Source organism: Pseudomonas sp. BBP2017 (assembly GCF_003024385.1).
GTDB lineage: Bacteria > Pseudomonadota > Gammaproteobacteria > Pseudomonadales > Pseudomonadaceae > Aquipseudomonas.
The window spans coordinates 61,773-80,228 of record NZ_PVZN01000004.1 but is presented as its reverse complement, the minus strand read 5'-3'; the positions used below and the strand labels follow the sequence as shown (position 1 = coordinate 80,228).

Annotated in this window: 12 protein-coding genes and 2 pseudogenes; 10 read left to right on the top strand and 4 right to left on the bottom strand. The window is 61.9% G+C overall.

Annotated elements, in window-relative coordinates; all coding sequences use genetic code 11:
• The first annotated feature begins 104 nt into the window (after positions 1 to 104).
• Positions 105 to 884 carry a TSUP family transporter gene (locus C6382_RS07475; protein WP_107023878.1) on the top strand — a complete coding sequence of 260 codons (780 nt, stop codon included), beginning with the start codon at positions 105 to 107 and terminating at the stop codon, positions 882 to 884.
• On the opposite strand, the gene nudC is transcribed toward C6382_RS07475, so the two are convergent.
• Both nudC and C6382_RS07465 read right to left on the bottom strand, forming a co-directional pair.
• Positions 852 to 1,682 (bottom strand): NAD(+) diphosphatase, encoded by an 831-nt coding sequence (gene nudC / locus C6382_RS07470; protein WP_107023877.1) that lies wholly within the window; start codon positions 1,680 to 1,682, stop codon positions 852 to 854. The two genes, C6382_RS07475 and nudC, sit on opposite strands and share 33 nt — an antisense overlap.
• Before the next feature lie 33 nt (positions 1,683 to 1,715).
• Positions 1,716 to 2,528, bottom strand: coding sequence for a crotonase/enoyl-CoA hydratase family protein (locus C6382_RS07465; protein WP_107023876.1), 813 nt, complete (start codon positions 2,526 to 2,528; stop codon positions 1,716 to 1,718).
• Positions 2,529 to 2,688: 160 nt separating this feature from the next.
• Here C6382_RS07465 and nhaB point away from each other — a divergent pair, with 160 nt between their 5' ends.
• The gene (nhaB, locus tag C6382_RS07460; protein ID WP_107023875.1) at positions 2,689 to 4,191 is read left to right on the top strand and encodes a sodium/proton antiporter NhaB; all 1,503 of its coding nucleotides are present in this window, start codon (positions 2,689 to 2,691) and stop codon (positions 4,189 to 4,191) included.
• Positions 4,192 to 4,196: 5 nt separating this feature from the next.
• Here the strand turns inward: nhaB and zwf are convergent, their stop codons facing one another.
• Positions 4,197 to 5,696: a glucose-6-phosphate dehydrogenase gene (gene zwf / locus C6382_RS07455; protein ID WP_107023874.1), complete on the bottom strand. Its 1,500-nt coding sequence runs from the start codon at positions 5,694 to 5,696 to the stop codon at positions 4,197 to 4,199.
• A pseudogene (gnd, locus tag C6382_RS07450) lies at positions 5,693 to 6,679 on the bottom strand (phosphogluconate dehydrogenase (NAD(+)-dependent, decarboxylating)); the annotation flags it as partial. The gene zwf and the pseudogene gnd, both read right to left, overlap by 4 nt.
• A 195-nt stretch (positions 6,680 to 6,874) precedes the next feature.
• Here gnd and C6382_RS24135 point away from each other — a divergent pair.
• The 8 genes and pseudogenes from C6382_RS24135 to C6382_RS23865 form a co-directional block, all read left to right on the top strand.
• Positions 6,875 to 7,042, top strand: a complete 168-nt coding sequence (locus C6382_RS24135) for a DUF6026 family protein (protein ID WP_178082754.1) — start codon at positions 6,875 to 6,877, stop codon at positions 7,040 to 7,042.
• Between the two features lie 496 nt (positions 7,043 to 7,538).
• Positions 7,539 to 9,098 (top strand): glycogen synthase GlgA, encoded by a 1,560-nt coding sequence (glgA, locus tag C6382_RS07440; RefSeq protein ID WP_107023871.1) that lies wholly within the window; start codon positions 7,539 to 7,541, stop codon positions 9,096 to 9,098.
• Positions 9,099 to 9,114: 16 nt separating this feature from the next.
• Entirely contained in the window at positions 9,115 to 10,893 is a 1,779-nt protein-coding gene (gene treZ, locus C6382_RS07435) for a malto-oligosyltrehalose trehalohydrolase (RefSeq protein WP_305888083.1), read from the top strand.
• A complete protein-coding gene (gene malQ, locus C6382_RS07430; RefSeq protein WP_107023869.1) occupies positions 10,886 to 12,955 on the top strand; it encodes a 4-alpha-glucanotransferase in 2,070 nt (689 codons plus the stop codon). The genes treZ and malQ overlap by 8 nt, the downstream gene beginning before the upstream one ends.
• Positions 12,952 to 15,720, top strand: a complete 2,769-nt coding sequence (locus C6382_RS07425) for a malto-oligosyltrehalose synthase (protein ID WP_107023868.1) — start codon at positions 12,952 to 12,954, stop codon at positions 15,718 to 15,720. Before malQ ends, C6382_RS07425 begins: the two co-directional genes overlap by 4 nt.
• Before the next feature lie 18 nt (positions 15,721 to 15,738).
• Complete coding sequence (locus C6382_RS07420; protein ID WP_107023867.1) at positions 15,739 to 15,981, top strand: DUF2934 domain-containing protein; 243 nt, start codon at positions 15,739 to 15,741, stop codon at positions 15,979 to 15,981.
• A gap of 86 nt (positions 15,982 to 16,067) precedes the next feature.
• Positions 16,068 to 18,212, top strand: a complete 2,145-nt coding sequence (gene glgX, locus C6382_RS07415) for a glycogen debranching protein GlgX (protein ID WP_107023866.1) — start codon at positions 16,068 to 16,070, stop codon at positions 18,210 to 18,212.
• Positions 18,213 to 18,229: 17 nt separating this feature from the next.
• Positions 18,230 to 18,343 (top strand): annotated as a pseudogene (locus C6382_RS23865) (EEP domain-containing protein); the annotation flags it as partial.
• Between the last annotated feature and the right edge of the window lie 113 nt (positions 18,344 to 18,456).

Here is an 18,456-nt window from a genome sequence, read left to right as displayed (position 1 = left end):
CCCACGGTTGAGCGCAGCATGCCCTGACAGACGGCCTTGATCTCCATTACCATATCGGCCCTCGGGCGCGGCCCCTTCTGCGCCCAATCGATTAAGTCCATGCCATGCCTTTCGAACTTAGCGTAGATCTGACCACCCTCGCCATTCTCGCCGCCGTTGCCTTTGTTGCCGGATTCATCGACGCCATCGCCGGTGGCGGTGGCTTGTTGACCACCCCCGCCCTGCTGACCGCCGGTATGCCGCCACACCTGGTACTGGGCACCAACAAACTCAGCTCAACCTTCGGCTCGGCCACTGCCGGATTCACCTACTACCGACGCAAACTGTTCCACCCGCACCAGTGGCGCCATGCACTGGGTGGCACCTTTGTCGGCGCCCTGATCGGCGCGGTGGTCGCGCACTACCTGCCAGCTGAGTGGCTGAACAAGATGCTGCCGGTGATCGTCTTCCTCTGCGGGGTCTACCTGCTGTTCGGCGGCACGCCCAAGGCACCGCTGGATGCCGATGTGCCGGTGAAGAAGAAATGGCAGCTGCCCCAGGGCCTGACCCTGGGCTTCTATGACGGTGTGGCCGGGCCTGGTACCGGTGCGTTCTGGACCGTCAGCACCCTGTTGCTCTACCCCATCGACCTGGTCAAGGCCAGTGGCGTGGCGCGCAGCATGAATTTCGTCAGCAACGCTGCGGCCTTGTCAGTGTTCATCTTTTCCGGTCAGGTCGACTGGCTGGTCGGCTTGTCCATGGGCTCGGCACTGATGGTCGGGGCCTTTTTCGGCGCGCGTACCGCCATCAGTGGCGGCAGCAAGTTCATCCGCCCGGTGTTCATCACCGTGGTGCTGGCCTTGACCGTGCGCCTAGCGTGGCAGCACTGGTTCGGCCAGGCCTAAGCGCCGCGCCACGTAGAGATCGATCAGGTACCGGGCAATCGAGCGCCCCGCCGGCAACGGCGGCAGCGCATCGACCCGGAACCACTGCGCATCCTCGATCTCGTCCGCCTGCATGACAATCTCACCTGCGGCGTATTCGGCATGAAAACCGAGCATCATCGAATGCGGGAACGGCCAGCACTGGCTACCGACGTACTGGATGTTCTGCACCTCGATCGCCACCTCTTCGCGCACCTCGCGCACCAGGCAGTCCTCGGCCGATTCGCCAGGCTCGGCAAAACCGGCCAGGGTGCTGTAGACCCCGGTGACAAAGCGCGGTGAGCGGGCCAGAAGAATTTCGTCACCACGGGTGATGAGCACAATCATGCTCGGCGAGATACGCGGGTAGCTGCGCAGGTCACAGGGCTGGCAGTACATCGCCCGTTCCAGGTGGATCTGGCTCATGGCCTGGCCGCAACTGCCACAAAACCGGTGCTCACGGGCCCAGGTGGCGATCTGCGCCGCATAGCCGAGAATCTTGTAGGTATCGAAGTCACCTTCAAGCATGAACTGGCGCAACCCGCGCCAACTGCAACCGGCCAGCGCTTGCGGCTGGCGCAGTTCGAGCAGGTACACCGGCTGACCATCGAAATGGCCGATACCGTGCTCGAACAACACGTCCAGCTCCTGACGCTTGAGCCAGTCGCGCGGGAACAGCGCACCATTGCCGTCAACCAGGAAGCCCTCATTGCAGCGTGCGACCGCCCAGCCGCCTGCGAGGTTTGTGTCCAGTACCGCGGTGGTCCAACGCACAGCCATGTTCCGGTTCCTTGCGCGGGCCCGCCGCTGCAATCAGTCGGCGAACTCGGGTTTCTGTTTGCTCATGTGGGCGGCAACGGCCACCCGCAGATCGGTGGATTGCAACATGGCGGCGTTCCAGGTGGCAATGTACTCCAGGCCATCGTCGATACGGTGATCGCGCATATAGCTGAGCATTTCTTTGGTACCGGCCACGGCAATGGGGGATTTTCCCGCAATTTCGGCGGCAATGGCAAAGACTCCTTCGAGCAATGCCTGATGGTCGTCGTAGACCCGGTTGACCAGGCCGATGCGCTGCGCCTCATCAGCTTCGACATTGCGCCCGGTGTAGGCCAGTTCGCGCATGACACCATCGCCGATGATGCGTGGCAGGCGCTGCAAGGTGCCGACGTCGGCCGCCATGCCCATGTCGATTTCCTTGATCGAGAACTGTGCATCTTTGCTGCAGTAGCGCATGTCGCAGGCCGAGACCAGATCAATGGCGCCGCCGATGCAGTAGCCCTGGATCGCCGCCAGTACCGGCTTGCGGCACTTGTCCACGGCATTGAAGGAGGCTTGCATGCGCAGGATGGTGCGCCGCAGCAGGCGCGCATTGCGGCCGACATCCTTGCCCAGTTCGTTGGCCACCGAAGCCAGCAGCATCAGGTCGATGCCGGCGGAGAAGTGTTTGCCCGCGCCGCTGATGACCACCGCGCGTACCGCGTCGGTGTCATCGATCCATTTGAAGATCTCGACGATTTCGCTCCAGAAAGGCGCGTTCATCGCGTTGTACTTTTCCGGGCGGTTGATCTGCACATGGGCGATGTTGTCGTTGAGTTCGACCTTGAATGCCTGGTACTCAGTCACGGCGCTTTCCTTGAAGGTGGCGAGGATAATTGCCGGACTATATCAAGGCACAAGCGTGCCCAAAGGCCGCACTTGTGCCAAAACCGGGACTTTTACCTCTTGATATGAAGGCCTGTATCCGGCACCTTGCGCTCCTGTTGAATTATTAGGATACATTTTCATGCCCCGCTCCCTGGCCGGCGCCCTGGCCCATAACTTCCTCGGGCAGTCGCCCCGCTGGTACAAGGCCACCCTGTGCCTGTTCCTGCTGCTCAACCCGCTGCTGCTGGTCACCCTCGGGCCGGTGGTCACCGGTTGGGTACTGGTGATTGAGTTCATCTTTACCTTGGGCATGGCGCTCAAGTGCTACCCCTTGATGCCAGGCGGCTTGCTGGTGGCCGAAGCTCTGGCGCTGGGCATGACCACGCCGCAGGCGCTGTATGACGAGCTGCTGCACAATTTCCCGGTGCTCCTGCTGCTGATGTTCATGGTCGCCGGCATCTATTTCATGAAGGATCTGCTGTTATTCGCCTTCTCGCGGATTCTCCTCGGCGTGCGTTCCAAGGCGTTGCTGGCCTTGCTGTTCTGCTTTCTCTCAGCCTTTCTCTCGGCGTTTCTCGATGCCCTGACCGTTACCGCAGTGATCATCAGCGCAGCGGTGGGTTTCTACTCGGTGTACCACCGGGTCGCCTCAGGGGCAAACCCTCGGGAAGAGTCGAACCTGGACAGTGACCACGACATCGCCCAACTGCTACGCGACGACCTGCAACAGTTTCGCGCCTTCCTGCGCAGCCTGCTGATGCATGGCGCTGTCGGCACCGCGCTGGGTGGCGTCTGCACCCTGGTAGGCGAACCTCAGAACCTGCTGATTGGCCATGAGATGGGCTGGCACTTCGGCGATTTCTTCCTCAAGGTTGCCCCCGTGTCGTTGCCAGTGCTGGCCGCCGGCCTGGTGACCTGTGTGTTGCTGGAGAAACTGCGCTGGTTTGGCTATGGCACCCTGCTGCCGGACAACGTGCGCCAGGTGCTGGCCGCCTATGCCGCCGAAGACGATGCCCAGCGTACCTCGCAACAACGTGCTGCGCTCCTGGTACAAGGTCTGGCCGCACTGATCCTGATTATCGGCCTGGGCCTGCACATTGCTGAGGTGGGCCTGATCGGTCTGTTGGTGATCGTGCTGATCACCGCCTTCACTGGCATCACCGACGAGCACCGCCTGGGCCGCGCCTTCCAGGATGCCATGCCGTTCACCGCGCTACTGGTGGTGTTCTTTGCGGTGGTCGCGGTGATTCATGACCAGCAACTGTTCACCCCGCTGATCCAGTGGGTGCTGGCGCTGCCGACTGATCAGCAAGCGGGCATGCTGTTCATTGCCAACGGCTTGCTCTCGGCCATCAGCGACAACGTGTTCGTCGCCACCATTTACATCACCGAGGTCAAACAGGCGTTCCTCAATGGTCATATGAGCCGCGAGCACTTCGAGACCCTGGCCGTGGCAATCAACACCGGCACCAACCTGCCGAGTGTGGCGACCCCCAATGGCCAGGCGGCTTTCCTGTTTCTGCTGACCTCAGCGATTGCACCGTTGATTCGTCTGTCGTACGGGCGGATGGTGTGGATGGCCTTGCCTTACACCGTGGTGATGGGCAGCCTGGGCTGGTGGGCGGTGACTTACTGGCTGTGACGGCCTCACCCTATCGGATGCCACACCCGCCGGTCCCGGGCCAGCAACTCGTCAGCCGCCGCCGGCCCATCCTCACCGGCGGCATAGGGCTGAACCTCTCCACCCTCCTTCCAGGCATCGAGAAACGGCTGCACTGCACGCCAGCCGTTCTCGATGTTGTCGGCGCGCTGGAACAGCGTCTGGTCCCCGGTCAGGCAGTCATAGATCAAGGTTTCGTAGCCTGTTGAAGGCTGCATCTTGAAGAAGTCCTTGTAGGCAAAACCCAGTTCGATGTTCTCCATCGCCAACGCCGGCCCCGGCCGCTTGGCCTGCAAATCGAACCACATGCCTTCGTTTGGCTGAATCTGGATACGCAGGTAGTTGGGCTGCAACCGCTCAACCTCGGTATCGCGAAACTGTGCATACGGCGCCGGTTTGAAGCAAATGGCGATTTCCGTGTCGCGCACGCTCATGCGCTTGCCGGTGCGCAGGTAAAACGGCACACCGACCCAGCGCCAGTTATCGATCATGACCTTCAGCGCCACATAGGTTTCAGTCTGGCTCTGCGGATCGACCCGCGGCTCTTCGCGATAGCCAGGCAGTTGCTTGCGCCCTTGCTTGCCTGCGCTGTATTGACCGCGCACGGAGTTCTTCAAGGCCATGGTCTTTGACCAGGGCCGAATAGCGCCGATGACCTTGGCTTTTTCACTGCGCACCGCGTCGGCACCGAACGCCGCCGGTGGCTCCATCGCCACCATGGCCAACAACTGGAACAGATGGTTGGGCACCATGTCGCGCAGGGCACCGGTGCTGTCATAGAAGGCACCGCGGCTTTCCACACCGACGGTCTCGGCAGCGGTGATCTGTACGTGATCGATGTAATGGTTGTTCCAGAACGCTTCGAAGATCCCGTTGGAGAAGCGACTGACCAGAATGTTCTGCACCGTCTCCTTGCCCAGGTAGTGATCGATACGATAAATCTGTTTTTCGTTGATGACCTTGAGCAGGCAGGCGTTGAGCGCCTCGGCGCTGGCCAGGTCCGAGCCGAAGGGCTTTTCCACCACCACTCGACGAAAGCCTTCGCTTTCATCAAGCAGCCCGGCCGCGCCCAGGCGTTGCACGACCTCGCTGAAAAAGCCTGGCGAGGTGGCAAGGTAAAACACCGCGTTGGCGCTGGGGTTCTTCTCGATGCGCCGGGCAATGGCCTGATAGGTGGCATCGTCAAGGAAGTCGCCGGTCTGGTAACCGATGCGCTTGGCCAGGCGGCTCCAGTGCTTTTCATCCAGGCAGTTGGCGCCCTGACTGGCTTTGTCGCGCTCGCGCATGAAGGCTTGCAGGCGTGCGGCGAACTCGGCGTCGCTGGCGGCATTGTGGTCCACCCCGACAATACGCAGGTCTTTATCCAGCAGCCCGTCGCGGCTCAAGTTGTAAAGGGCCGGCATCAACAGGCGCTTGACCAGGTCGCCATTGGCGCCGAACAGAAACAGGTTGCAAGGTGGCGCAGCTTCGATCGGTGTATTGCTCATTCGGCTTTGTTCTCAACGTGGCCACCAAAGCCAAAGCGCATGGCCGAGAGCATCCGGTCTGCATAGGTGCCCTGCTGCTGGCGTGAGCGAAAGCGTGCGAACAAGGCGCTGGACAACACCGGTACGGGAACGGCCTGCTCCACCGCGGCATCGATGGTCCAGCGGCCTTCGCCACTGTCGGCCACCGAGCCGCTGTAGCCACTGAGCTGCGGGTCGGCCACCAGCGCATCAGCGCTCAGGTCCAGCAACCAGGAGGTGACCACGCTGCCACGCCGCCAGACCTCGGCGATCTCGGCGACATCCAGATCAAAACGCTGCTCGGCCGGCAATACCTCGCTGCCCTTGCTTTGGAGTATGTCGAAGCCTTCGGCATAGGCCTGCATCAGGCCATACTCGATGCCGTTATGAATCATCTTCACATAATGACCAGCACCTGCAGGGCCGGCATGGATGTAGCCCTGCTCGGCACGCCCGGCCGGGCCCTGGCGACCACGGGTACGGGGGATGCTGCCAACGCCGGGGGCCAGGCTGGCGAACAGTGGATCAAGGCGGTCGACGACTGCTTTCTCTCCACCGATCATCATGCAATAACCGCGTTCCAGCCCCCAGACACCGCCCGAGGTGCCGACATCAATGTAGTGCAACTGACGTTTGCCCAGGTCAGCGGCGCGGCGGATGTCGTCCTTGTAGAAGGTGTTGCCGCCATCGATGATCACATCGTCGGCGTCGAGCATATCTGCCAGTTTCGCGATGGTCTGCTCGGTCGGCTCGCCGGCTGGCAGCATCACCCATACCGCTCGCGGTTTCTTCAGTTTGGCCACCAGCGCGCCAAGGTCGTGCGCGCCATTGGCGCCCTCTTTTTCCAGTGTTTTAACAGCATTGTGGTCGCGGTCATGCACCACCGTACTATGGCCGCCGCGCATCAAGCGTCTCGCAATATTGCCGCCCATGCGGCCCAGACCGACGATTCCCAGTTGCATGTGCCGATGCTCCCATAGCTGATGAAAACTGACCGCTCAGGCCTTCAAGGTTAGTCCAGCCTGCGCCTGCCTGGTTCATCGACGAGCGGCAAGACAGCGCGAGACAAAAAAGTTCCCATGATGAGAAAAAGAATTCAGAATCGCGCCCGATCGAGCGGCTACGCTTGTAACAACGACCAGCCCTTCGCGAGGTATGCAATGGCCCCCCTTCTACCGAAAATGCCGCCCCAGACCCTCTACGTCACAGTTCACCGGGATGAATTGCGCCGCTTGCGCGAAGAACGTGACCGCCTCCAGCAGCAAGTAGAGCAATTGAGCCAGCAATTGCAGCAAGCCCAGGCCGGCAATCCAGCCACACCCGCCTGAGCCCAACCCAAGGCTGTCTAACGCGCTTTGCTGGCGAACGGCGAGGCGCCTGTGCCTGCGCGGTTTGCTCAACGTCCGTTGTCACCCCACCGCCATCCGCCAAGTGCCTCCCCGTAAGCGCCGAGATCGTCCGGCAAAAATACCCAGCGCTCCCCTTTCAGAAAGGAAAGTGACCAATGGGTCACATATTCCACACTATCTCTCCTACACTCAGTATTCGGCCACGAGACTGTCTGGAAAATACGACAGAAATAAGTCGAATTTTCTGAAATCGCAGTAGGTCAGCAAGTTATGAGACCTACGTTTCTGGACATCCAGGCGAGGCTCGAACATCCCATTTCGCTTCACCACGCCGTCGGCTGGATCGCCGTATCGCGTAGCGCTTGCGCGCAAGGTTAAGGGCATGGATCGCAAGGTTGCTTCCACACACAGAGAGACGCTGAGCAGACAAACAACAACGGGTGACCACACCCGCCACATAGGGACGGAGAGAAGTATGATCAGTGCCGCTGTCGAACCTCATGTAGAGCATTTCACCCCGGACAACCGTGCGTCTGTGACCACGGACTTCAATACGACAGCCAAGGCACCCGGCGCCGATTCCCGGCACCATCCGAACAAGCGCAAAGTCTTGTTCGTCACTTCGGAAATCGCCGATCTGGTCAAGACCGGCGGCCTGGGCGACGTGTCCGCCGCCCTGCCGCGAGCGATGCGTCATCTGCATGATGTACGCGTGTTGATCCCCGGTTACCCGCAGGTACTGGAAAGCGAAAACCCCATTCACCTGGTCGGTGAACTGGGCGGTCATGCGGCATTGCCGCCGTGCAAGATCGGGCGCATGGACCTGGCCGACGGCCTGGTCATCTATGTGCTGATCTGCCCGGAACTGTATCAGCGTGAAGGCACTCCCTATGGTGCCAACAACGGCCGTGACTGGCCGGACAATCACATTCGCTTCGCCCGCCTGGGCCTGGCAGCCGCCGAGATCGCTGCCGGTGAAGGCATGGTTCACTGGAAGCCCGACCTGGTCCATGCCCATGACTGGCCCGCAGGGCTGGCCCCGGCTTACATGCACTGGCGCGGCCTGCAAACCCCTACCCTGTTCACCATTCACAACCTGGCTTATCAAGGCGTGGTCAGCCGTGCCTGCTGCCCGGAACTGGCGATTCCCGCCCATGCCCTGCAGCAGGAAGGCATGGAGTTCTACGGCAAGCTGTCGTTCCTCAAGGCCGGCCTTGCCTACTCCAGCCATATCACCACGGTCAGCGCCACCTACGCCCGGGAAATTACCACCCCGGCCTTCGGCTGCGGCCTCGACGGGTTTCTCGGCAGCAAGGCGCAACAAGGTCTGCTCAGCGGCATCCCCAACGGCATTGATGAAAGCTGGGACTCGGCCAGCGACCCGCACCTGGCTCACCCCTTCAGCCTCAATGACTGGGACGGCAAGGCGGTCAATAGCCGTCAGGTGCGCGAACTGTTTGAGCTCAAACCCTCAACCGGACCACTGTTTGCCGTGGTCTCCCGCCTGGTCTACCAGAAAGGCCTGGACCTGACCCTGGGGGTGGCCGACTACATTGTCAGCCAGGGCGGCCAGATCGCGATTATCGGTCGTGGCGAACCGGAAGAAGAACAGGCCATGCGCGAACTGGCCCAGCGTCACCCCGGCCAGATCGGCGTGCGTATCGGCTTCAACGAAACCGATGCCCGGCGCATGTTCGCCGGCAGCGATTTTCTGCTGATGCCGTCGCGCTATGAGCCCTGTGGCCTGAGCCAGATGTATGCGCAACGCTTCGGCTCGCTGCCGGTCGCGCGCAACACCGGCGGCCTGGCCGATACCATTGAAAACGGTGTCACCGGCTTTCTGTTCGACGAGTCCACGGTCGACAGCTACCGCGAAGCACTCAGCCGGGCCTTCTATGTGTACGGCAAAAAGGACCTGCTGGGCGCCATGCGCTGCCTGGCCATGACCCAGCCGTTCAACTGGTGCCAGGCGGTGGAACCCTATGCGCGATTGTACGAGGAACTGGTCGAGCGGGCGCAGGTGACAGGTCGCTGAGCACGAGGTGGCAGGTATGCCCTTGAGGTCAGATCAATTCGCGACCCACGGGGCCGTGATGCTCGATAACACCACCGTGCGCTTCGCGCTGTGGGCCCCCGATGCCCACAGCGTCGAGGTCTGCCTGCAGCCGGACCTGCGCCTGCCGTTGCAACGCGGCGCCGACGGCTGGTTCCGTGGACGATGGCCGGCGACTGCCGGCAGTCGTTATCGCTATTGCATTGACGGCGAACTGCAGGTGCCCGACCCGGCATCGCGTTTTCAACCGCAGGGCGTGCACGGCCCCAGCCAGGTCGTCGATCCTGCCGCCTACCCTTGGCAGCACCGTCATTGGCAAGGCCGCCCCTGGCATCAAGCAGTGATCTACGAACTGCACGTTGGCCTCATGGGGGGGTACACCCAGGTAATCGAGCAGTTACCGCGACTGGTAGCGCTGGGTGTGACCGCCATCGAACTGATGCCCCTTGGCCAGTTTCCAGGTGATCGCAACTGGGGTTATGACGGCGTGCTGCCCTTCGCCCCGCAACACAGCTACGGCACGCCGGAGCAACTGTGCCAGTTGATCGACCAGGCCCACGGCCATGGCCTGATGGTGCTGCTGGATGTGGTCTACAACCACTTCGGCCCGGACGGCAACTACCTCAATCACTATGCCAGCGCATTCTTTCGTCCGGACCAGCATACCCCCTGGGGCAACGCCATCGACTTTCGCCGCCGTCAGGTGCGCGACTTCTTTATCGAAAACGCACTGATGTGGCTGCACGATTACCGCTTCGACGGCCTGCGCCTGGATGCGGTGCATGCCATCGACGATCCAGACTTTCTGCAGCTTTTCAGTCAGCGCGTGCGCCGTACCGTGACACCCGGTAGGCAGGTCTGGCTGGTGCTTGAGAACGAACACAACCAGGCCAGCCTGCTCGAAGGCGCGTTCGACGGACAGTGGAACGATGACGGCCACAACGCCTTGCATGTGCTGCTGACAGGGGAAGATGACGCCTACTATGCCGACTACAGTCAGGCGACCGTGCACATACTGGCCAGGTGCCTGAGCCAGGGTTTCGTCTTTCAGGGTGAGGTTGACCGCAATGGCCGTCCCCGTGGCGAACCCAGCGTACACCTACCGCCCAGCGCCTTCGTCCTGTTTTTGCAGAACCACGATCAGGTCGGCAACCGTGCCAAGGGCGAGCGCCTGACCCGACTGTGCCCACCCCAGGCATTGCGCGCCGCCACCACCCTGCTGTTGCTGTCACCGATGATCCCGCTGCTGTTCATGGGGGAAGAATGGGGCAGCGAGCAGCCGTTCCTGTTCTTTACCGACCATCACGATGCCCTGGCCGATGCCGTGCGCGAAGGACGGCGGGCCGAGTTTGCCGGGTTCAAGGCCTACGCCGACGCTGAGCAAAGGGCGGCAATCCCCGACCCTAACGCCCTGGCCAGCTACACTGACTCGCGCCCACACGCACCCGACGATCCTCACTCACCCTGGCAAGCGTTCTACCAACAGCTGTTGCACCTGCGCCAACACCACATCAGCGCACAATTGCCCGGCTGCCGTGCCCTGGGCGCAAAGGTGATAGCTGACAAGGCGCTGACCGCCCGCTGGCGCCTGGCCAACAGCTGCGAACTGCGTATTGATCTGAACCTTGGCACGACCGCTGTACCTTGCAGACTGCCCGAAGCCTCGACACACCTCTACTACTGTACAGGCGAGCCTCTGGACCACAACCAACTGGGCCCTTACTCCACCCTGGTCAGCCTGCTACCCCCTCATACGCCGGAGCATGTCCATGACTGATGCACTTTTGCAGCAACTGGCCGAACTGGCGGGCATCGCCGTGGACTGGATTGACGCCAATGGCCGTGCACAACGCGTCAGTGACGCCGCCTTGCGCCGGGTCCTGGCCGGGCTTGGTCATCCGGCCGACGATGCACAACGCATCAGCGCCAGCCTGCACGCGCTCAAGGTTGCCCATGATGCCCGGCACTTGCCGCCGCTGTTTACCGTCGATGTGGAGCAGGCGCTGAACCTGTCGACTTACTTTCCCGCAGCCAGCACGTGTCGGGTGCAGCAGGAAGACGGCACAGAGCGACAGTTGCAACTGGACGCCCACAGTGCGTTCCCCGCTGGACTGCCGATCGGCTACCACCGGGTAGAGATCGGCGACCGTCAGTTTACCCTCGCTGTCGCTCCCACACGCTGCTTCAGCCTGCAGGATGCCCTGGACACCCCGACACCCCGCTGCTGGGGGATCAGCGCGCAACTGTACAGCCTGCGCCGTACCGGTGATGGTGGTTTCGGCGACTGCCTGGCGCTGGAACAACTGGCCCGCAGCGCCGCCGAACGGGGTGCCGATGCCCTGGCCATCAGCCCGCTGCACGCCATGTTTGCCAGCGATACCCAGCGCTACAGTCCCTATTCGCCGTCCAGCCGCTTGTGGCTCAACAGCCTGTACGCTAGCCCCGCAGCCCTGTTGGGTGAACAGGCCGTGCGTATGGCGATCGAGACCCTGGGGCTGGAGGAGCAACTCCAGCAACTCGAACAACAACCCTTGATCGACTGGCCCGCAGCTGCGGCTGCACGCTACCAACTGCTGCGCCTGCTGTTTGAAGACTTCATCGACGGCGATCACCCGCTACGGGCCGACTTCGATAGCTACCGTGAACAGGCCGGCGTTGCCCTGGAGCAACACTGCTGCTTTGAAGCACTGCAGGAGCAAGCCCAGGTTCGCGGGCTGAGCCCGGACTGGCGACAATGGCCCAACGCCTGGCATGACCCGCACAACCCGGAGGTGAGCGCCTTTGCCGCGCAACATGCGCAGCAGATCCAGTTTCATGCCTTCTGCCAGTGGTTGATCGAACGCAGCCTGCAACGTGCTCAGGACGCCGCCCGCAGCTATGGCATGGGCATCGGTCTGATCGCTGACCTGGCGGTCGGTGCCGACGGTGCCGGCAGCCAGGCCTGGAGCCGTCAGGATGAGCTGCTGGCCGGGCTCAACGTCGGTGCCCCTGCCGATGCCCTCAACCGCTCGGGGCAGAACTGGGGCATCTGCGCCTTTTCACCCGAGGGCTTGCGGCGCAATGGCTATCGCGCCTTCATTGAAATGCTGCGGGCCAATTTTGCCCATGCCGGCGGCTTGCGCATCGACCATGTCATGGGCCTGCAGCGCCTGTGGCTGGTCCCCCAAGGTGCGCACGCCAGCGAAGGCGCTTACCTGTACTATCCGCTGGACGACCTGTTGCGCCTACTGTGCCTGGAGTCCGTACGCCACCAAGCCATTGTGCTGGGCGAAGACCTCGGCACCGTGCCCGAAGGGCTGCGAGAAAAACTCGCCCAGCGGGCTATTCTGGGCATGCGTGTATTGCAGTTCGAGCAAGAGCGCCCCGGCCATTTCAAACCCATCCTCGACTGGCCCGATCATGCCCTGGCCACCTCCAGCACCCATGATCTGCCGCCCTTGGCCGGTTGGCTGGAGGCGCGTGACATCGACTGGAACCAGCGCCTGACGCTGATCGATGCGATCAGCGAACGGCAGTGGCGTGACATTCGACAGCAGGAGCGTCAGGGTTTGCAACAGACCCTTGAGCACAATTACGCGGTGCAATCCGACACTGATAGCCTGATCGACGCCGGCGTTCGTTACCTGGCACATACCCGCGCGCCCTTGGTGTTGATACCGCTGGAAGACCTGCTGGGCATCGAAGAACAACCCAACCTGCCCGGCACCATCGACGCCCATCCCAACTGGCGCCGGCGCTTTACCCTCCCGGCCACTGCACTGCTGGACGATGCCGATGCCGCGAGGCGCCTGGAGCTCCTGGCTCAAGCCCGTGAGCAGGCCTGGGAGCGCGACCGTTGAACAGCTTGAATGCCACTTTGCGCCTGCAGTTTCATGCCGGCTTCACCCTCGATGACGCGCTGCCGCTGGTGCCCTACTTCGCCCGGCTGGGCATCAGCCACCTGTACGCCTCTCCGCTGCTCAGCGCGCGTCCTGGTTCGCGCCATGGCTACGACGTGATTGACCCGACCCGCATCAACCCGGCACTTGGCGGCGAAGCGGCACTGATCAGGCTGGTAGCGGCGTTGCGCCTGCATGGCATGGGCCTGATCCTCGACATCGTCTCCAACCACATGGCGGTTGGCAGTGACAATCCCTGGTGGCAAGACCTGCTGAGCTGGGGCCAGCGCAGCCGCTACAGCACGTTCTTCGATATCCAGTGGCACTCCACCGATCCCTTGCTCGAAGGCCAGTTGCTACTGCCGTTTCTCGCCAGTGACTACGGCGCAGCCTTACAGGCTGGAGACATCCCGTTGTGCTATCAAGCCAGCGAAGGCAGCTTCCATATCCGTCACCATGAACACCGCTTTCCCGTCTGCCCGGCCGACTATGGACACATCCTCTGTCTGAGTGATAACCCTGCAGTGCAAGACCTGGGCAGACGCTTTGGCGCTTTGCACGGCGATACACAGGCCGCCGACAAGGCCATTCGGTTGCAACAGCAACTGCTGGCGCTGGCCGCCCAGGTTGCGATCGACCGCCTGCTCGATGCCTTTGACGGGCGCACAGCGACAGGCGTCGAGCGCCTGCACCGCCTGCTCGAACACCAGACCTATCGCCTGGCCAGTTGGCGTACCGCCGCCGATGACATCAATTGGCGGCGTTTTTTCGACATCAACGAGCTGGCCGGCCTGCGGGTCGAGCGTAGCGAGGTGTTCGAGGCCACGCATCAGAAGATTTTCGAGCTGATCCGCACAGGCCTGGTCGATGGCCTGCGCATCGATCATATCGACGGCCTGGCCGATCCACGTGGTTATTGCCGCAAATTGCGCCGGCGCGTCGATGCCCTGCTGGCTCAGCGCCCACTGGGCTCAGCGCTGGAACACCTGCCGATCTACGTTGAGAAGATTCTCGGCGCTCACGAGCAATTGCACCGTGACTGGGGCGTGGACGGCACCACCGGTTATGAATTCATGAACCAGGTCAGCCTGTTACAGCACGACCCGGAGGGCGAAGACATCCTCAACGAAGCCTGGAGCGCCCTCAGTGAGCGCCAAAGCTTTGCCGAAGAAGTACGTCTGGCCCGCCAGCAGGTGCTCTCCACCAGCCTGGCCGGGGATTTCGAATCGGTTGCCCAGGCCTTGTTGCAGGTCGCGCGCGACGACCTGATGAGCCGCGACCTGACCCTGGGTGCGATTCGCCGGGCACTGCTAGCGCTGGTCGAGCATTACCCGGTGTACCGCACTTACCTGCATGCTGGTGGTCGCAGCGCCGATGATGCAGTGTTCTTTGCTCACGCCATGGCGGGGGCCCGGCAAAACCTGAGCGAAGACGACTGGCCAGTGCTCGACGCCCTGCAGCGCTGGCTCGGCGGACAACCCTGGCGCAACCTGCCACCCGGCCCGTCACGCAAACATCTGCGCCATGCCTGCATCCGCTTTCAACAACTGACGGCACCGACAGCCGCCAAAGCCGTCGAAGACACCGCCTTCTACCGCTCGGCGTTACTGCTTTCGCGCAATGACGTGGGCTTTGATGCCGAGCGTTTCAGCGCACCGCCCGAAGCCTTTCACCAGGCCTGCGAGCAACGCCTGCAACGATTCCCGCACAACCTGCTGTGCACCGCCACCCACGATCACAAGCGCGGCGAAGACAGCCGTGCGCGCCTGGCGGTGTTGAGCGAACGCAGCCGCTGGTTCGTCAGCCGGGTCGAGCACTGGCGTGAACTGGCCGCGCCGCTGCGCAGCTCGCTGGCCGATGGCATGGCGCCGAGCCCAGGAGATGAATGGCTGCTGTACCAGAGCTTGTTGGGTAGTTGGCCACTGGACCTGAACGAAGACGACCCATTGGCGCTGCAGGCCTATAGCGAACGCCTGCAGCAATGGCAACGCAAGGCCCTGCGTGAAGCCAAACTGCGCAGCAGCTGGAGCACACCGAACGAAGCCTACGAGCAGGCGTGCCAGGCATTTATCCGTGGCCTGCTGCAAGATCCGCAAAACCAGCAACTACGTCACTCCCTGGCCCAGGTAGCGCAGTCCATCGCCTGTGCCGGGGCCTTGAACGTCCTCGCTCAGTGCCTGCTGCGCATGACCGTCCCAGGTGTGCCTGACCTGTACCAGGGTAATGAATTCTGGGATTTGAGCCTGGTTGATCCGGATAATCGTCGTGCCGTGGACTTCGTTGCCCGGCGCCAGGCGCTGGACGACAGCACCAACACCGCGCAGCTGCTCCAGGAGTGGCGCACTGGCCGGATCAAACAGGCGCTGATCAGCCAGGTACTGGAACGTCGCCAGCAGTACCCCGAACTGTTCAGCCAGGGTCACTACCTGCCACTGCAGGTGCGCGGGAGGCACGCCGGACAGGTACTGGCCTTCGCCCGACTTGGTGATACTGCACGAGCGATCGTGATTGTGCCGCGTCTGGCCTGTGGCTTGCTTGCAGATACCTCGGTTCCGTTGATCCCGGCACAGAACTGGGATGATACCCGGCTGCTATTGCCGTTTGCCTTGTCACCTGCCCATTGCTCGGGACTTTTTGCCAGCAGCGTAGTCACAGCCTCAAAGGCGCTGTTACTCAGCGCTGCCCTCAAGGAGTTTCCGGTCAACCTGCTGATTGATCATGCCTAAACCCTCAGGAGCGTCGAGATGAGTATCGAAGAAAAGCGTGTCCGCGAATTCGCCTACCAGATCTGGGAATCGGAAGGTAAACCCGAAGGCCAGGAGTCCCGCCATTGGGAAATGGCGCGCAAACTTGCCGAAGCCGAAGCGCTAGCGCCCAAGGCAACGCCGCGCAAGGCCGGAGCCAAACCGGCAGCGCCAGCGTCACCGCCGGGCAAACCGGCTGCGCTGAAAAAGCCGCGGGCGACCAAGAAGCCACCAGTGGCATGATCCTTTTCGCGGGGCAAGCCCGCTCCCACCAGCTCTCGGTGGGAGCGGGCCTGCCCCGCGATTAACCAGTCCGATCAAGGAGCGCCATGAAAAAGCCCGCCCCTGTCGCCGAACCCTCACGCATCCGTGAAGGCCTGCCCTTCCCGCTGGGCGCCACCTGGGACGGCCTGGGGGTCAACTTCGCGCTGTTCTCCGCCCATGCCACAAAGGTCGAGCTGTGCCTGTTCGACGCCAGCGGCGAGGTTGAACTCGAACGCATCGAACTACCGGAATACACCGACGAAATTTTCCACGGTTACCTGCCCGACGCCCACCCCGGGCAGATCTACGGCTATCGCGTACATGGCCCCTACGAGCCGCAGAACGGCCACCGTTTCAACCCCAACAAGCTGCTGATCGACCCTTACGCCAAACAACTGGTAGGCAGCCTGAAATGGTCCGAAGCGCTGTTCGGCTACACCATTGGCCACCCCGATGGCGACCTCAGTTTCGATGAGCGCGACAGTGCTCCGTTCGTGCCCAAGTGCAAGGTCATCGACCCGGCTTACACCTGGGGCCGCGACCAACGTGTCGGCGTCCCCTGGGACCGCACCATCCTCTATGAAGCCCATGTGCGCGGCATCAGCATGCGCCATCCGGCAGTGCCGGAAAGTAACCGCGGCACCTTTGCCGGACTGATGTGCGACGATTTGCTCGAGCACATAAAGCAGCTGGGTGTTTCATCCATCGAGCTGTTGCCGATCCATGCCTTCGTCAACGACCAGCACTTGCTGCAAAAGGGCCTGAACAACTACTGGGGCTACAACAGCATCGCCTACTTCGCCCCCCATCCGCGTTACCTGGCCAACGGCAAGATCGCCGAGTTCAAGGAGATGGTTGCGCACCTGCACAATGTCGGCCTGGAGGTCATTCTCGATGTGGTTTACAACCACACCGCCGAAGGCAACGAACTGGGCCCGACCCTGTCCATGCGCGGCATCGACAACGTCTCCTACTATCGCCTGCGACCCGACGACAAGCGCTTCTACATCAACGATTCGGGGACCGGCAACACCCTCGACCTGAGCCACCCCTGCGTACTGCAGCTGGTCACCGACTCGCTGCGCTATTGGGCCGGCGAGATGCATGTGGACGGTTTCCGCTTCGACCTGGCAACCATCCTTGGCCGTTACCACGAAGGCTTCGACGAGCGTCACAGCTTCCTTGTGGCCTGTCGCCAGGACCCGCTGCTCAGCCAGCTCAAGCTGATCGCCGAACCGTGGGACTGCGGCCCCGGTGGCTATCAGGTGGGTAATTTCGCCCCTGGCTGGGCCGAGTGGAACGACCGCTTTCGCGATACTGTGCGCGCCTTCTGGAAAGGCGATGAAGGCCAGTTGGCCGACTTCGCCGCACGCATGACCGCGTCTGGCGAGTTGTTCAACCGCCGCGGACGGCGGCCCTATGCCTCGGTCAATTTCGTCACCGCTCACGATGGCTTCACCCTGCGCGATCTGGTCTCGTACAACGACAAGCACAACGAAGACAACGACGAAAACAACGAAGATGGCAGCAACCACAATATTTCCTGGAACCACGGTGTCGAAGGGGTCACCGATGATCCCGAGATCAATGCCCTGCGCCTGCGCCAGATGCGCAATTTCTTTGCCACTTTGCTGCTGGCCCAGGGCACACCGATGATCGTCGCCGGCGACGAGTTCAGCCGCACCCAGCACGGCAACAACAACGCCTACTGCCAGGACAGCGAAATCGGATGGGTCAACTGGCAGCTTGATGACGAGGGCGCGGCGCTGCTCAAGTTCGTCAAACGCCTGACCAGACTGCGTCTGGCCTACCCGGTATTGCGCCGCTCACGCTTTCTGGTCGGCGACTACAATGAGGCGATCGGGGTCAAGGACGTCACCTGGCTAGCGCCAGACGCCAGCGAGATGAGTATCGAGCAATGGCAGGACAGCCAGGGCCGTTGCCTGGGCATGTTGATGGATGGTCGCGCCCAGGTCAGCGGTATCCAGCGCCCGGGGGCGGATGCCACCTTGTTACTGATCGTCAACGCCCATCACGACACGCAAGCCTTCACCCTGCCACAGGTGCCTGAGGGTCAACACTGGAACTGCCTGATCGACACCGATCGACCACAGTTGCGCAGGGGTGAACGGCATGGCTTCGACAGCCCGTTGCAGGTGCAAGGACGCTCGCTGGTACTGCTGGAGCTGCAACCTGAAGACGACAGTTGATCAACGGGAACTGACGCCTGGACCGTATTTACTTGCACAACGCCAACAGTCATGCGCCACGGATCCTGGGTAACAAGCCCTGGAGTCATCTGTCCGATCATCTGCCGCTCGCGGTTGAAGTGCAGCTTTAGCAATGATTCGGCATAGCCACTTTGGCTGAAATCGCCATCACGACTATCCACTGTAAATAGTTGTTTATTTTCAGCAAATTGCCCCATCCAATAGCTTGACAAGTGTTATTCAA

Coding starts and splice junctions, on each gene's coding strand:
- glgA (WP_107023871.1), top strand. CDS start 7,539: ATGATCAGTGCCGCTGTCGAACCTCATGTAGAGCATTTCACCCCGGAC.
- C6382_RS24135 (WP_178082754.1), top strand. CDS start 6,875: ATGGCCCCCCTTCTACCGAAAATGCCGCCCCAGACCCTCTACGTCACA.
- treZ (WP_305888083.1), top strand. CDS start 9,115: ATGCCCTTGAGGTCAGATCAATTCGCGACCCACGGGGCCGTGATGCTC.
- C6382_RS07475 (WP_107023878.1), top strand. CDS start 105: ATGCCTTTCGAACTTAGCGTAGATCTGACCACCCTCGCCATTCTCGCC.
- zwf (WP_107023874.1), bottom strand. CDS start 5,696: ATGAGCAATACACCGATCGAAGCTGCGCCACCTTGCAACCTGTTTCTG.
- glgX (WP_107023866.1), top strand. CDS start 16,068: ATGAAAAAGCCCGCCCCTGTCGCCGAACCCTCACGCATCCGTGAAGGC.
- C6382_RS07420 (WP_107023867.1), top strand. CDS start 15,739: ATGAGTATCGAAGAAAAGCGTGTCCGCGAATTCGCCTACCAGATCTGG.
- nudC (WP_107023877.1), bottom strand. CDS start 1,682: ATGGCTGTGCGTTGGACCACCGCGGTACTGGACACAAACCTCGCAGGC.
- malQ (WP_107023869.1), top strand. CDS start 10,886: ATGACTGATGCACTTTTGCAGCAACTGGCCGAACTGGCGGGCATCGCC.
- nhaB (WP_107023875.1), top strand. CDS start 2,689: ATGCCCCGCTCCCTGGCCGGCGCCCTGGCCCATAACTTCCTCGGGCAG.